The organism is Thermococcus sp. EP1, from assembly GCF_001317345.1.
Lineage (GTDB): Archaea > Methanobacteriota_B > Thermococci > Thermococcales > Thermococcaceae > Thermococcus_A.
Window position 1 is genome coordinate 72,460 of the sequence record NZ_JXCG01000004.1, and the last position, 14,350, is coordinate 86,809.

Genomic DNA, 14,350 nt, shown 5'->3' on the forward strand with positions numbered 1-14,350 from the left:
CCTCCTAATGATCTTTCATTATCTCTCTCATAACACTTGTAGCATAAACCCCTTTGGGAAGGAAAAATCTAAATATTAACCCTTGCTCGAAGGCCCTATACTTAAATTCTTTTGGTTTGATTAGAAGCTCTCTCCTACCACCAGCCTCTGCGAGAATTGAGAGCTGTTTCATTTTAAATTCATCCATGCTTATTCCCTCCTCTTCCAAGATTTCCCTTTCTATTTTACCCATCTGGCCCTCGGCAAGTCTTGAGGCAAAACCGAAAATTGGTCCAGTTACCATAGCCTCTCCTCGCCTAATCCTCTCATTAACGAATCCTAATGACCTCTTTGTAACCTTAAAGGTCTTACTCCGAAGTGGAAGGCCTTTTTTCACTTGACAGACTATATCACCCACAAGAGCCTCATTAAGGGGTAATTCCTCTTCTATTCTACGGGATAACACTTTATTGAACAAATAGGACTGATAAGAATGAATGAATATCCGCACTATAGGTCTTGGAAGAACTGCAAAGGCTTTTTTCCAGCTTTTGGTTTCTCTATACCTGTAAAGCATTGCCCTTTCATACCGGAGAAAATTAGGAAACTCTTCCAAAGCTTTTTCTACATTCTTAGTTTCTAAAAAATTCTTCCTAGCTTCATCACCCATCATGTCTCCAGTATACTCGCCCAAAAACTTTAAAGCCGCCTCTTCAAAGTTCCCTTTTAGTAAAAGCTTCCCAACTTCATGATTGATAACTCTTCTCTCTCCAAAACGCTGATAACCAAAGTAATTCGGGAACCCTCCCTTAGACCTCAATTCCTTTAGAATCTCACGTGTTCTATTTAGTCCTTTGATAGGATCGACATCCCTAACAATTATTTGAAAATGATTCCCAAGGAGCATGCCAAGCTTTAGAGGTTTTCCAAATCCTACAAACTTTAGAGAAATGTCTTGTATATCTAAGGCATCAACACGCTCTTTAACCTCTTCTAGGTTTTCTGTACAAATACTAATATACTGATATGTCACAGCGTGTCTGTCTTTAGTCCCAGCGAATCCAATAGTTTTATAATCAACGCCACTGCGTTTGGCAATTTCCTTTACAGCTGCCATTGTTTCCCAATTCCGCTTTTTCATGATGTAGATCAAACATTTGTTCCCTCTATGCACGGCCTTTGGAATAACTTCTTTAACTACAAAATCCTCTGGTCGAGACTTGATTCTTCCACCGATACCTGCCAATTGACTTAAATATTTGAATTGAGCAAAGAATTCTCTATAGTCCATTTTCTCCCACTCACACAAGCTTTAAATCTCCAGTGACTTTATTAACTAGTTCTTCAGGGCCAGGGCCAATTGCCAAGCACGTTATCGTGCCTGGAGGGATTTCTGTTAATCCTGCATCTCTTATTAGAGCTGTCGGAAGCCCAAATTTCTCAGCTTCAGCTTTTAGTTTAAATAGATCACTCTCACTATCTACCTTTACTACGACCTTTTTCTGGCCCTCTTGGAACCATGGTTTAAACCACTCTGGTTTCTCTTTATACGCTTTAAAGGCTGCTGTGACTGCTCCATGAGCTACTTGGACTGCTAACTTTCCCTTACTGAGTTTTAAGTCGTTCCTAACTACTACGACTTGCTTATACTTGAACATTTCACATCCCAAGAGAACCAAATAAAAAGGAGTATATAAAAGTTAAGAAAAGACTTCAAAGTTGTTCTTCTTTACTCTGAATTTCTTCAGTTTTTTGAGCTTCCTCTTTCTTTGGAATTCCTCCAGGTCTCCTCTTCTTTCTTCCAAGTTCTTTGAGAGCTTTATCATATTTTGACTTTAGGTCCACATAATTGTATCCTAGAACCGCTGAAACTATAATGAAGAGAACTGTAAGAATTGGCCACCAGCTGATACCCTTTTCGGGTAAGTATGCAAGAGTGATATTTTGGAGAGCTTCTGCCAGCGTGACCTTACTATCATTATCCAATTCAGCGAGAGTGCTGTTCACATAGGATGGAAGTTCATCTGGAGCTGGATAAACCTTTACTTCCTTAATCTCAATTGCTGGTGGGAGGGAGTTCACTACAACTAGATTTCCAAAGCTCTCCTCGTGCCAATTTCCTAGAGGGTCTTGATAAACTAGTTTCGCATTTATTATGGCATTATCTGCTTTTAGTATTGCATAATCACTTTCAAGAGTCTTTGTTTCACCAGCTTTAATATCACCAACGTATAGTTTTATCTCTCCATCCATACTATCAGGAAGCTCTAGTTGCAGGGTTGCATTCTTGATAAACTCATACTTCGGGTCTTTACCTTCTGCAGAGATTGTGAATTTTAATTTGACGGTTTTCTCTTGGGTATGGACATAGGTGCTCCATGTACCGTTGAAGGCCTCTCCTGTTACAGAAAGCTTTGGAAGAGCATAAACGGTTATCTGAATTGGTTTTCCAGAGTCCTCTTCTTTTTCAGCACCTCTTTCATCGTGATATTTGACAACTACTGGACCAAGACTATATTTACCAACTTGGGTTGGTTTTAAGACATAAACTAAAACAGGCATTTTAGTGAAAGGTGGCAACGTACTAAGAGTCCAAGTTCCAATTTCACTCCCTAATTCAAATCCAGTAGGTATTGAGGCAGCCACATTAACATTATCTGCCCTTCCACGTCCACTGTTCTCAACATCTATGAACACCAAAAGTTCATCCTCATCCAATAACAATTCTGTTGAAGAGGTGCTTATGGCAACATGTATTTCAGGATCTCTGATAATTGGGGTTGTCTCAGCCCCTTTTGGTGCGTAAATTCTCACATATGCTCGTTTATACTCACTTTCATAACTGAGTACTTCCAAAGCCAATGGTGCTTCAGACATTATGTACCCTGTACCTCTCCTAACTTCAAAGGTTTTGATAAGATTATTCTCTTCATCAAAGACAGAAAAGCTAGAGTAATATCCGACTGTATTAAGCTTTACTGTGTAACTAGTCTCATTAAGAGTTATTGTGAGATTTTCCCCTTCGTACATGATGTCATTATAAACAAGTTCAGTCGGCTCTGCACTTGGGGCACTGGGCGTAGTACCACCAGTCTCCCCTTCACCCAATTGGAAAACTGTAGTTGGATATTTTGGAAGATACACATCAAAAACTGCATAACTGGTAGTTGCGTTTTTGAGGTAAAGATATAGGTACGGAGAGTATTGGAAATCACCATTTAGCTTGTAAGCGACACCATAATGGTCTCCCTCAAAAATAGTTTGAGTTACAGTTTCATAAGGCAATTTAATTTGGACATCTACCTTATTGTCATAAGTGTTGGTCACTTTTATTTTTATAGCCGGAATTACTACATCATTGAACTTATAAGGCAGAGAGTACTCCCCATTTTTGGTAATATTTACATCCCCTTGGACTAACTCTAGATCCGATTCTAAGGATATCAAAATTTTTTGATTGCTTGCCAATATCCACGAAACCCTGACATAAAATATTGGATTTTGAGCATCAGGTACTGGAAGAGAGTACCCAGTGGGGAGCACTTTACTCGTGACAGGACTTCCATCTTTAGCATAAACCTTTATTAGTGCTTGAGTCCACGCCTGATCTACATCTGCAAATTGAATCTTATAATCACCAAAAGTCACTGATTCTCCCAAACCGAGCATTACTTGATCAATGCTAGCTTTTCCAACACTAGCTGATTCCACATAAGGCACAAGTGAAAAAATCAGCAACCCCATCATAATCAGAGGCAATTTTTTCATCTTTTTCTCCTCCACCAACTTGTTTCCTAAATTCATAAAAAGGTAAAAGAATATAAAGCTCTTATGGTTCCAACCTTTTTCTGTCCCTTGGGAATAGTATGACTTCTCGGATATTGCCCAAGTCAAGCATTTGCTTGACCAATCTCTCAGCACCGAGACCAAAACCTCCATGCGGCGGCATGCCATAACGGAATGCTTTTAAGTAGAAATCAAAGCTCTCTACGTTCAGTCCTTTTTCTGCTATTTGAGCCTTTAGTTTCTCATATCTGTGTTCTCTCTGACCGCCAGAGGTTATCTCTATTCCCCTATACTCAAGGTCAAATGACCTTGAGATCTCTGGCTTATTGTCATACTTCATAATATAGAAAGGCTTGGCACTACTAGGATATTGATATATGAAATAGAGATCTTCATCATAGGCTTCTTTAATATAACGGCCAAGAAGTTTCTCCCCTTCAGTGTCTATATCTTCTCCCCAAGGAATGTCTTTTCCTAGGTCTCTTAGGATTTCAAGAGCTTCAGTATAAGTAATCCTTCTGAAAGGAAGCTTTGGTTCTTCAAGTTCAAAATCAAGAACTCTTAGTTCCCTCTCATTATGCTCTCTCACATAAGCTATTACATGTGCTATGAGGTGTTCAAGAAGCTGCATCACTTCATCTTCGTTCTCTATAAACGCCATTTCTCCATCAATACTCCAAGCTTCATTCAAGTGCCTGGTAGTGTTGTGTTCCTCAGCTCTGAATATTGGGGCTATTTCAAAGACTCTGTCTAACCCTGAAGCCATCATAATTTGTTTGTAAAGCTGTGGAGACTGGGCCAAAAAAGCATCTCTCTCAAAGTATTTCATAGGAAAGAGTTCAGTTCCACCCTCTGTAGCTGTAGCTATTATCTTGGGAGTGTGAATTTCTACAAAGCCTTCCCTATAAAAGAAGTCTCTAACTGCTCTAAAGACACTTGAACGGATTTTGAATATTGCCATAACTTCTGGCCTTCTTAGGTCTATAAAACGATTATCAAGCCTAGTATCTAGTTCAGCTTTAATCTTTCCAGTTGGATCTAAGGGGAGTGGTGTCCCGGCTTTTGAAAGAATCTCAATTTTTTCAGGAATAATCTCAAAACCTAATTTTGCTTTTGGAGTAAAGTTAACAACTCCTTCAACTGAGACTACATCTTCACTATTGAGTTTTGGTATAAGTTTAAATAGCTCTTCAGAGACTTTCTTTTTTGGAGCGGTAATTTGGGTTATACCCTCTCTGTCTCGTATCCATAGAAACTTTATTCCACCTAAATCCTTAACTTCATGCACCCATCCAGCTACCCTTACCTTTTTCCCATTCAATTCTTCAGTGATTTGACTTGAATAGTGTGTCCGATACATGCTTAAACCTCCAAAAAATAGAATCAGATAAAAGAGATCTTTACGTCAGAGCCAACGATTTTAGATAAGATATCTTCCAAAATTTCCTGCCTCTCAGGGAGCTTCTGCTTATCCCTTCTAAGTATCAAGACCTTGTAGTACTGTCCAGCTGGAGCATACACTACATTAACTCCAAAGACACTTGCAGGGTATAATAAGTCTATCGCCAGCTTTTTGATGTCTTCAGTCCCTTTTATTTCCATCCCTTCAATTACCCTCACTCTCTTTCCAAGCTCCCCTCATAAGGAGCTTGATATTTTTGCCACCCTTCCCAATGACAAGAGGGACATTTCCCTCTCCTACCATTATAACTACTAGGTCACCAGCCTCTACTGCTTTTTTAAATTCTACATCAACATCTCCTAAGAGCTTGTAAAGCATCCTTGAAATCCTAACATCCATCTCAGAAATAACTCCCTCTTGCAGTTTCTTTTCATCTGCTGGACATAAAATATCCTCCGTTTTAAGACACACCTCACAGATTGGTGCTTTCATTAGCTCACCTCCCAGTTATTTGCAAAAAATGAACATAAGCTAACACTCTTTTGTAGATGTTATTTAAAAACCTTATCCCATCGCAAAAAGAACTGAAAAGTGAGCTGTTCACTCTAAAATTAAGACTTCAAAAAAGATGTATCTCACAAGAAAACCCTAAAGCTCTCCTTCAATTTCCTTCTGTATTCTTTTAATGAATTCCTCCACGAACTTGTGTCTTTCGTTAGCAAGCTTCTTTGCACTTTTGGTATACATCAAATCTCTAAGTTTCAATATTTTCTCTTCAAAGTGCCTTAACGAGACATCTATATCTCTTCCATGTTCTCCAGAATACATGAATACTCTTGCGACTCCGATCGCACCTATAGCATCAAGTTTATCCGCATCGCTTAGTATTTTTGCCTCAATGGTTTTTGGTTCCGGGGGTTTTGAGAACCGGTGAGCTTCTATTGCATGAACTACTTCCTCTATTTTGGGATATCCAAGAGAACTCAAAAAGCGACGGGCAATTTTTGCACTTTCTTTTGCATGATCCTCTACAATTCCCTTGTCTTCCAAAGGCCGTGCAATATCATGAAGCAATGCTGCTAAAGCTAGAACCTCAAGATCAGCCCCCTCCTCCTTTCCTAAATGTAAACAAAGATTAAAAACTCGTTTAATATGGGAAAACCCATGAGTCCCCTCTCTTTCAAAGAAATTTCTAGCGAATTGCTCTGCTTTTCGTATAAGTTCCAAACTAGCATTATTATGAATATATTCCTCGATTTTCATCGTACTCACCCAATTCTACTCTCTATTATCGAATTAAGCAAGGTCAAGATATTCTTATGAAGTTCAAATGGAATTCCATCAACGCTAAGCTGAGGTTTTTTAACAACACCGTCTATAACTCCTACAGAAATTAAGGCCTCCAAAACCCTCCTTTCATCCCAATCTTTCAAGAGATTTTCTTTCACTTCAAGAGAAACTTGGGCAATCAAACCATAAGCACCCCAATTGGAAACTGCAGCAAGTATTAATTCATCAACTTCTATAATACTAGTTATTTTCTCTCCAAACCTGATGTACTTCCTAATGAGTTCGGCAATATTTCCCATTCCTATCTCATTTCCTCCGTCCCCAATCCCAATGGTAGGTATCCCAAGCTCTCTCGCTTTCAAAAATAATTCATCAAAAGGTGGCATTTTAATTTCTAATGCACTCATCGAATAATATTTTCCATCCTTTGCCCGTCCAGGGGTTTCAACACTTATCAAAAGAGAGTATTCCTCAACTGAAGGATCCTCTGTAAAATTAACTTTGAATCTGTTGAGGGCCCTTTTTATTTTTTCACACGTTAATATCTCTGCCTTCCCTCCAAGTTTTTCAATTGTCTTATATAGGGCCAACGCACCAGGTGGGCCGTCAGTTTCTACTATTTGCATTGGAGGTATTGGAAAACATGTCACAATGAGAACATTATCCAGATTTTTTAAAAAAAGATCTTTGGCATCCTCTAAAAAATTGAAGTTTTGCTTTCGATATTCCAAATAAACTTTCAAAATGTCCCGTCCATAGATATCAGTGTTGATTAGATGCGCAATCATCTTTCATTCCCCAAGCTCATATACAATTATTTTGATCTTTTTTCCCTTTATGACCTCTTTAAGTTCCCACCATAGATTAGTAGGGCGTTCTTGCTTATGCACCAACTCATCCCCATTTTCCAGTTTCACTAGCTTCTCTTCAAATTTTATGAAAATCCCTTCCTTATTGAATATCTCCTTCATTTTTCAAATCCCCCCAGTATACTTCTAAGCTGATGAAGGCTCCTAATTTCGATGGTAGCAAAATTATAATCCTCTACGCCTTCACGATTTATCCAGATAGATGTCATGCCAACATTTCTAGGGCCATACACATCCTGATTTAAATCATCTCCTATCATTACAGCTTCTCTCGGTTCTATTCCTAACTTCTCACACCCATATAAAAATATTCTAGGGTCAGGCTTCACAGTTTTTACATCTTCTCTTGTTACAATAACATCAAAGTACTTATCAAGTTTCGTTATCCTGAGTTTCAATCTCTGATACTCTGGACCACTAGTTATTACCCCCAACTTATATCCCTCTTCTTTTAACCACTCCAACGTTGGGATTACATCCGGAAACACTTGAATTTTGTGGGGATAACTCTTTATCAGCTCTTCATACCTAAACTCGAGTCCAAAGCTCTTAAAGAAAAAATTCCAATCATGCCATTCGTAAGTATTTTTTCTTTCTGCGATTTCTCTAAGAAATTTTAGTCGAGCATCACCTTTGGATATTCCGAGCTTTTTTGAGAGCGTATCATATACCTGTGGAAGAAATAGCATAATGAGAGGTCTTTCTGTTAAGAGAGTTCCATCTATGTCAAAAAAGATAGCTTTCATGTTACCACCTCTTAACTAAGAGAGAAAGTATCTCAACGCGGTTGTTTAAGCCCTCTTCCATTTTTATTCCCCAGATTATGTCCTTTTCTTTCAGGAAATTCTGAAAATTATAAAGTATTTTATGCGCATCGCTTAAGGGAACGTTTTCTCCTACAAGAATGTTTATCAAGCCTTTATCCCAGATTCCCCAATGCCATTCAAAGTTAACTTTAGTTAGCAACCGTAAGATCCCTACATTATTACCCCTAACTATGTTGAAGAAGTCAGCATAATCAACATTTACCAACATTTGGTTTTCAAGATAATAATGAAGCCTAGTGAACATAACTCCAATATTTTTTGCTGCCATTTGAAAGGCCGTTTCTAGTGAAACATCTGTGTAATCGTGCAAGAATTCCCATAAAGAATCATAGAATACTGTATCGAATTCCTGGGCCCACCATGGTTTCTTTTCATATATTAGCTCTTTTTGAGGAGTTAAGATGTACGCAAGTTTTAATGGATTTTTGGGCAGGTAATCAAGAATAATCTCCAATATTTCAATATTTATTGGCTTATTTTCTAGCACAATCCACAGAACTGCATTGTCTGGAATGTCCCAGAAGGTCTTCCTGATTTTCTCTCTGAATGAGGATTTCCCCAATAAGTAATAAGAAGGGTTTATGGAGAACTTTAGAACATCTTCTATTCCAATATTTTGGACAACCCTATTGCCATTGTTCCCAATCCCAATAAAAATATGAGGAAATGAAGACATACGAATCACTCTAATGTAGCATGTTTTCTCTTCATATCCTTTTCTGTCTTTTGGAACGTGGCCATCAATAGAGCTATTATACCATCTAAAAACAGCATTGTTGAATCTTCAAAAAGCGTTCCCATTGGGGCTATCCACTTATACTCTGTGAGCATTTGTCTAGCAATGTAGTCAGTGGGGATATCTGCTTTTGTTCTTCCTGGTATTTCTACCACCACATCGGAAAGCTTCCCAAGAGTTGAATCCTTATATGAGGTTATTGCTACAACTTTTCCCCCTTGTTTTTTAGCAATCTCTGCTGCATCGACTATAGTTCTGGTTTCACCACTCCCACTGATTGCTATAAGGAGGTCCCCTTCACCAAATGCAGGGGTTATTGTTTCACCTACAACATAAACGTCAAAGTCAAGGTGCATTAACCTCATTGCAAATGCTTTTCCTACTAGACCACTTCTCCCAGCACCATAAATAAATATTTTATTTGCTCCAATCATTGCGTCTACCATTCCCCTGACTTGCTCTAGTTTTAAAGAATCAGCTACCATGTCGATATGGTCTGTGATATCGTGAATCGCCTTTCTAATCGTCTGCATGTATTCACCCCAGAAGAGGTCAAGTATCTTCTTGGTAATACCTTCAGGGTCTTTCGTCTTTGTTATTGCTCCTCCAACTATGATAATGGTAGCACCTGCTTCTATAACCGTGGGGATTGTCTCTAAATTTAACCCACCAGCCACGGCAACCGGGACTTTTACTGCCTTTACAACTTTTTCTAGATCTTCAAGTGGATCCTTTCCTTGAGCTTGTTCATCTATTCCCGTATGAACAAGAATATAGTGAACTCCCATCTTTTCAAGTTCTTTTGCTCTTTCTACCTTATTCTTAACTCCGATTAAGTCTACCATCACCTTTATTCCATACTTTCTACCTACAGTAACTGCGTCTTTTATAGTTTTGTTGTCAGCAACCCCAAGTATTGAGACGACATCTGCACCATGTCTAGCTGCCATCTCTACCTCAAGTGCCCCTGTGTCCATAGTCTTCAGGTCAGCCACTATTTTTCTATCAGGGAACCTTCTTTTCATAAGTTCTACTGCTCTCATGCCTTCCTTCTTTATGAGTGGTGTTCCAACCTCGAGCCAATGAGCCCCACCACGAGCTGCTTTTTCTGCTATAGAAATAGCCTGTTCTATATCCGTTAAGTCAAGTGCCACTTGTAAGATCATCTTAACGTACCTCCCCAATGATCCTCAAACTTAACATCAAGAGGGTTACTTTTAACTTTAACCCCTTCACCACTAGTCACTCTCTCCCATAAATTTAAAAATAATAAGCCCAAAATAGCCTCACGTGAGAAATATGGTCACTTTCATTCCTTTTGGAGAAAAACCAAATAGAGAGGGAGTCATATACGCCCTTGAACTACTTAGAAAAAATAAGATAATACAGGATTTCATGGTGGTCGAATCAAGTAATGTTGAACTCTTAGCTGATAGGCTCCCGTTCGACAAATGCTACATAGTGGGAGATCACTTAGCCACTTATGGAATAATTAAACGTGTTAAACCACGATCATTGATAAGTATCGATGCCCATACTGACTTAATGCATGACTACCTTGACCATGGCTCATGGCTTGCTTATAGCTTAGAAGAGCGACTAATTGAGAGAGCAAGTATAGTTGGGCCAGTGTTAATGATTCCCACAACTGAGGGGACAAGCTTATGGACACGGCGAGTTAGGATATTTCCAGCTCTCCCAAGGAGCAGACGTGTAAGAGGGACATGGAGAGCATATAAAAGTTTAAGAACTTCCTCTCTCGAAGAAATCATCAAAGATATGAAAAAATACCTAGGAGATGAAGTATACCTAACCGTTGATATGGATGTTTTAAAACCAGAATACAAACTCGCTAGGTTCCAACATGGAGAATTAACATTAGATGAATTGACTAGTATTGTAGAAGAGATTAAAAAGAATTTTAATATAATTGCATGCGATATTGCTGAGGTTTCAGACAGAATAAAGAGATCTAAACTAGGAAAGAAAGCCCTAATTGAGCTTTATACAACTCTTATGGGGGAGTAATATGGTACTCAGTGATAAGGAAATTAGAGAAATAATAACACCCCTCCTACTTTCAGGAGCAAAGATGCTTGATAAGCACTGCCTCAGATGTGGCTCCCCACTATTTGAACTAAATGGGAAGGTATTCTGCCCTGTTTGTGAGCACAGAAAAAAGCATGGAGAAGTCGAGTTAAAGAGTGTTGAGGAAAATTTGATACAAAAACTGAACATGTTAGCAAACACCCTTCCCAATGATGTTAATGAGTTAAGAAAGTACTTAGAAGTTATGGACATGATAATCACACTGCTAGAAAAATACAAGAGAATGGAGGGGAGAAAGTGAAGCTTATGAAAATCTTAGAAATTCTAAAAAATGAAGAAGCGACAGTTGAGGAGATTGCAAATAGAACAGGAATGAACATCCCCCAAGTAAAAAGACTTCTATTAAGACTTTTGAGCCAAGGGAAGATAGAGAGTCTCGAGAGGAATGGAAAATTGGTTTGGAAAGCTAAAGAAAAGGATGAAGCTGAAGAGAAATTCAAGTATATCTAAGCTTTCTCTGCTTTTTCCCAGTATTCATTGAATTTGCTCTTGAATAGTTCGACTATTCTGAAGTCTTTAATCCATACTTGGGTTTCATAATTAAAGTATCTAGCGGCTAGATCTTCTAAAGCGAAAAAGACTTCCTCATCACAAATCAACATTGGGAGCTCTATCTTATCAAGAACTCTAAGTTCCAGTTTTCCGTCTTTATAATAATCCATGATTTTTGAAGTCTCAAGTCTAGGAAGGAGTTGCTTTAAGACAAGCAATTTTGCTTTAACTCCCTTATCCACTGCGGCAGCTATCTCTTTATCAAGATTTGCTGCAACATACCCATTATCAGCAAGTAGTATTTCTTTTTCAACTTCTTCTAACATTTCTTGTGTCTTTAAAGTTGAATTTCTAATTCCTCTTACCACCCAAACTCTTTCAACGCCATATTTTGGAATTTCAGTTTCTATTAGAGGTGTCATTAGTTCTATAAGTTCCTCCTTTGCCTTTTTCTTTGCTTCAAGTTCTTCTTTAACCCGCTCTTGCCAGTCTTCTATAAATTTCTCCAGAATGTTCTTAGGATGTACAGGCCTATATTTATTGGCCTTTCCAGGCTGGCTTAGCGCAAATCCCTTCTTCTCCAAGCTTCTCAGCACATCATATGTCCTAGGAGCTGGAACCTCTGAAACACTCGCTAGCTCTGCAGGTGTAAGAATTCCAAAACCTACTAAAGCAACATACGCTCTGGCTTCATATAAATTCAACTCAAAATGTTCCTGTAGAAGTTCTACAATTTTTTCTTTTACCATTTTAACCACCTCTTCTTTTTATAAAAAAGTCGACGATCTATATAAATTTTTCTTATCACTGTTAGTTGCTCTTTTTCTACATAACGATTTTATTTAGAATGTATGAGTATGCAATTCTGCTACTATTAATATTATTAAAAATACACTATGATAAGTGTAATTGATTTTTTACATACAATTCATTAAAGATAACAAAATTTTGAGCAAAGTGAGTGGGATTTACCACAAATGTTTCCCAAAACTTTATAATACCTTTGTCTCTCACTCCTCATGACGGCAAATGAACGCCGAAAATTATAAAAGACTCAAACAACTTATAGATAAATTGCGAGAGTTTGATGGTGTTATCCTGGTAGAAGGAATGCGAGACGAGGTGGCTTTACGAAAATTGGGGGTCGAAACGGAGATAATTAAACTTTCCCGCTTGCCATTAGCGGAGATTGCACTAACAGCCTCTCACTATCATGATATAATGATATTAACGGACTTTGACAGAAAGGGTGAAGAACTGGCAAAGAAATTAGCTCAATATTTAGAAGGGTACAAATGTAGAGTCGATGTCGAAACAAGAAAAGAGTTCAAAAAAATAGCAAAAAAATACATTAAAGGTATTGAAGACCTATATGGATTATATTTACGGGCCGAAAATCTCCGTTTCTGACCCCCAACAGGAGGGGTATGGATTGAAGAGAAAGAAGACTACAATCCAGCAGATTTTGCTTGATAAGCAAAGAATGTTAAAAAAGAAGGAAATAGAAGGTGATAGCATGGCTGCGAAGGATGATTTTGGAACAACAAAGTATGTAATCCACGCAGAATTTGAAGCAAGTGGAATTGTCGAACGACCAGATGTTGTTGGTGCTATTTTTGGACAAACTGAAGGCTTACTCGGAGATGATTTGGATCTAAGAGAACTGCAAAAAACTGGAAGAATTGGAAGAATAAAAGTTGATGTTCATACGAGAGCTGGAAAAAGTTATGGAAATATAACAATCCCTTCCAGTCTAGATAGGGTAGAAACTGCGATTTTAGCAGCTGCCTTAGAAACTATAGACAGAATAGGACCATCAGAGGCTAGAATCAAAGTAATGAGGATTGAAGATGTTAGAGCAACAAAGAGGAAGTACATTATTGAAAGAGCTAAAGAGATTCTGGAGACCCTTATGGAAGAAGAAATCCCAGAGACCCAAGAGATTACTGAAGAGGTCAAAAAAGAGGTACGGGCTAAGGAACTTATTGAATATGGCTCAGAAAAACTCCCTGCAGGACCTCATGTACCATTCTCAGATTCAATAATTGTTGTTGAAGGGAGAGCTGACGTGCTTAATCTCCTCAAACACGGAATAAAGAACGCTATAGCCGTTGAGGGTACCTCAATTCCAGAAACTATAATACGACTCAGCAAAGAAAGGATTGTTACAGCTTTCACTGATGGAGATAGAGGTGGGGAACTAATACTCAAAGAACTTCTTCAAGTGGCAGATATTGACTACGTCGCTAGGGCCCCAGAAGGAAAAGAAGTTGAAGAACTAACCAAGAAAGAGATAATTAAATCCTTAAGGAGCAAAGTTCCAGCAGAACAAGTAATCAATGAACTATTTGCAAAGGGTAAAAGCTTTTATGAACTCGTAAAAGAGAGGGAACAACAGAAGGTTGCTCCTGCTGAAAAAATAGAAACCCCAGTTGAAAATAAACCCGAAGTACCTGCAGAAATTCATTCAGAAGCTCCAAAGGTCGAGACTCGAGCCCCCGAAAGGGAAGAAAAGAGAGAAGAGAGATTTATAAAACCAATAAAAATATCAAAACCTCCAGAAATTGATAAATTCAACCAGTGGGTTGAGGAAGTGAAAAAGGACTCAAAGGCAATCTTATTAGATGAAAATAAAAATATCATTGCAGAAATACCAGTAAGAGACCTTTCAAGTTCATTGAACGATAAAGAGGATGTATATGCAATAATTTTCAATGGAATAATAACTCAGCGGCTTATTGATATAGTTAGTGAGAAAGGTGTTAAATATCTAGTAGGTGCAAGGAAAAGCAACGTTGTTAGAAGGCCGATAAACCTCAAAATACTTACTTTCGCTGAGTAAGCTCTTTTATATTTTTTC

The 14,350-nt window shown here is 38.3% G+C and carries 15 protein-coding genes and 2 pseudogenes; 5 read left to right on the forward strand and 12 right to left on the reverse strand.

The genetic code is table 11. The features are described from left to right. Positions 1-4 precede the first annotated feature (4 nt). From truD to hxlAB, 11 genes and pseudogenes are all read right to left on the reverse strand, one after another. A complete protein-coding gene (truD, locus tag EP1X_RS04815; protein ID WP_055282531.1) occupies positions 5-1,270 on the reverse strand; it encodes a tRNA pseudouridine(13) synthase TruD in 1,266 nt (421 codons plus the stop codon). 10 nt (positions 1,271-1,280) lie between these two features. Continuing rightward, on the reverse strand, positions 1,281-1,637 hold the full coding sequence (gene pth2 / locus EP1X_RS04820) for a peptidyl-tRNA hydrolase Pth2 (RefSeq protein WP_055282257.1): 357 nt from the start codon (positions 1,635-1,637) through the stop codon (positions 1,281-1,283). 55 nt (positions 1,638-1,692) lie between these two features. Beyond that, positions 1,693-3,747 carry a hypothetical protein gene (locus tag EP1X_RS04825; protein WP_055282259.1) on the reverse strand — a complete coding sequence of 685 codons (2,055 nt, stop codon included), beginning with the start codon at positions 3,745-3,747 and terminating at the stop codon, positions 1,693-1,695. A 61-nt stretch (positions 3,748-3,808) separates the two neighbouring features. Continuing rightward, a complete protein-coding gene (gene aspS / locus EP1X_RS04830) occupies positions 3,809-5,125 on the reverse strand; it encodes an aspartate--tRNA(Asn) ligase (protein WP_055282261.1) in 1,317 nt (438 codons plus the stop codon). A gap of 23 nt (positions 5,126-5,148) precedes the next feature. Then, positions 5,149-5,659: pseudogene (locus tag EP1X_RS04835) on the reverse strand (KH domain-containing protein). A gap of 156 nt (positions 5,660-5,815) precedes the next feature. Further along, positions 5,816-6,430 carry an HD domain-containing protein gene (locus tag EP1X_RS04840; RefSeq protein ID WP_055282263.1) on the reverse strand — a complete coding sequence of 205 codons (615 nt, stop codon included), beginning with the start codon at positions 6,428-6,430 and terminating at the stop codon, positions 5,816-5,818. Positions 6,431-6,435: 5 nt separating this feature from the next. After that, the gene (locus EP1X_RS04845; protein ID WP_055282265.1) at positions 6,436-7,245 is read right to left on the reverse strand and encodes a DUF4392 domain-containing protein; all 810 of its coding nucleotides are present in this window, start codon (positions 7,243-7,245) and stop codon (positions 6,436-6,438) included. A gap of 3 nt (positions 7,246-7,248) precedes the next feature. After that, positions 7,249-7,428: a hypothetical protein gene (locus EP1X_RS04850; RefSeq protein ID WP_055282266.1), complete on the reverse strand. Its 180-nt coding sequence runs from the start codon at positions 7,426-7,428 to the stop codon at positions 7,249-7,251. After that, positions 7,425-8,072 carry an HAD family hydrolase gene (locus EP1X_RS04855; protein ID WP_055282267.1) on the reverse strand — a complete coding sequence of 216 codons (648 nt, stop codon included), beginning with the start codon at positions 8,070-8,072 and terminating at the stop codon, positions 7,425-7,427. The genes EP1X_RS04850 and EP1X_RS04855 overlap by 4 nt, the downstream gene beginning before the upstream one ends. Before the next feature lies 1 nt (position 8,073). Further along, a complete protein-coding gene (locus tag EP1X_RS04860; RefSeq protein WP_055282269.1) occupies positions 8,074-8,829 on the reverse strand; it encodes a hypothetical protein in 756 nt (251 codons plus the stop codon). A gap of 5 nt (positions 8,830-8,834) precedes the next feature. Next, a complete protein-coding gene (gene hxlAB / locus EP1X_RS04865; protein WP_055282270.1) occupies positions 8,835-10,055 on the reverse strand; it encodes a bifunctional 3-hexulose-6-phosphate synthase/6-phospho-3-hexuloisomerase in 1,221 nt (406 codons plus the stop codon). Positions 10,056-10,188: 133 nt separating this feature from the next. Here hxlAB and EP1X_RS04870 point away from each other — a divergent pair, with 133 nt between their 5' ends. The 3 genes from EP1X_RS04870 to EP1X_RS04880 are packed head-to-tail and all read left to right on the forward strand — an operon-like array spanning position 10,189 to position 11,448. Then, the gene (locus EP1X_RS04870; RefSeq protein ID WP_055282272.1) at positions 10,189-10,917 is read left to right on the forward strand and encodes an arginase family protein; all 729 of its coding nucleotides are present in this window, start codon (positions 10,189-10,191) and stop codon (positions 10,915-10,917) included. Position 10,918: 1 nt separating this feature from the next. Further along, complete coding sequence (locus tag EP1X_RS04875) at positions 10,919-11,239, forward strand: Sjogren's syndrome/scleroderma autoantigen 1 family protein (RefSeq protein WP_055282274.1); 321 nt, start codon at positions 10,919-10,921, stop codon at positions 11,237-11,239. Between the two features lie 5 nt (positions 11,240-11,244). Continuing rightward, positions 11,245-11,448: a helix-turn-helix domain-containing protein gene (locus tag EP1X_RS04880; protein WP_371180444.1), complete on the forward strand. Its 204-nt coding sequence runs from the start codon at positions 11,245-11,247 to the stop codon at positions 11,446-11,448. Here the strand turns inward: EP1X_RS04880 and trmBL2 are convergent. After that, the gene (gene trmBL2 / locus EP1X_RS04885; protein ID WP_055282278.1) at positions 11,445-12,239 is read right to left on the reverse strand and encodes an HTH-type transcriptional regulator TrmBL2; all 795 of its coding nucleotides are present in this window, start codon (positions 12,237-12,239) and stop codon (positions 11,445-11,447) included. The genes EP1X_RS04880 and trmBL2 overlap by 4 nt on opposite strands. A 280-nt stretch (positions 12,240-12,519) precedes the next feature. Between trmBL2 and EP1X_RS04890 the strand changes: the two are divergent. Together EP1X_RS04890 and dnaG are read left to right on the forward strand one after the other, a co-directional pair. Further along, positions 12,520-12,916, forward strand: a pseudogene (locus EP1X_RS04890) (toprim domain-containing protein); the annotation flags it as partial. Between the two features lie 6 nt (positions 12,917-12,922). Further along, the gene (gene dnaG / locus EP1X_RS04895; protein WP_055282281.1) at positions 12,923-14,332 is read left to right on the forward strand and encodes a DNA primase DnaG; all 1,410 of its coding nucleotides are present in this window, start codon (positions 12,923-12,925) and stop codon (positions 14,330-14,332) included. Positions 14,333-14,350: the final 18 nt, after the last annotated feature.

Coding starts and splice junctions, on each gene's coding strand:
- pth2 (WP_055282257.1), bottom strand. CDS start 1,637: ATGTTCAAGTATAAGCAAGTCGTAGTAGTTAGGAACGACTTAAAACTC.
- EP1X_RS04875 (WP_055282274.1), top strand. CDS start 10,919: ATGGTACTCAGTGATAAGGAAATTAGAGAAATAATAACACCCCTCCTA.
- EP1X_RS04880 (WP_371180444.1), top strand. CDS start 11,245: ATGAAAATCTTAGAAATTCTAAAAAATGAAGAAGCGACAGTTGAGGAG.
- aspS (WP_055282261.1), bottom strand. CDS start 5,125: ATGTATCGGACACACTATTCAAGTCAAATCACTGAAGAATTGAATGGG.
- EP1X_RS04855 (WP_055282267.1), bottom strand. CDS start 8,072: ATGAAAGCTATCTTTTTTGACATAGATGGAACTCTCTTAACAGAAAGA.
- hxlAB (WP_055282270.1), bottom strand. CDS start 10,055: ATGATCTTACAAGTGGCACTTGACTTAACGGATATAGAACAGGCTATT.
- truD (WP_055282531.1), bottom strand. CDS start 1,270: ATGGACTATAGAGAATTCTTTGCTCAATTCAAATATTTAAGTCAATTG.
- EP1X_RS04845 (WP_055282265.1), bottom strand. CDS start 7,245: ATGATTGCGCATCTAATCAACACTGATATCTATGGACGGGACATTTTG.
- EP1X_RS04850 (WP_055282266.1), bottom strand. CDS start 7,428: ATGAAGGAGATATTCAATAAGGAAGGGATTTTCATAAAATTTGAAGAG.
- EP1X_RS04860 (WP_055282269.1), bottom strand. CDS start 8,829: ATGTCTTCATTTCCTCATATTTTTATTGGGATTGGGAACAATGGCAAT.
- EP1X_RS04840 (WP_055282263.1), bottom strand. CDS start 6,430: ATGAAAATCGAGGAATATATTCATAATAATGCTAGTTTGGAACTTATA.
- trmBL2 (WP_055282278.1), bottom strand. CDS start 12,239: ATGGTAAAAGAAAAAATTGTAGAACTTCTACAGGAACATTTTGAGTTG.
- EP1X_RS04825 (WP_055282259.1), bottom strand. CDS start 3,747: ATGAAAAAATTGCCTCTGATTATGATGGGGTTGCTGATTTTTTCACTT.
- EP1X_RS04870 (WP_055282272.1), top strand. CDS start 10,189: ATGGTCACTTTCATTCCTTTTGGAGAAAAACCAAATAGAGAGGGAGTC.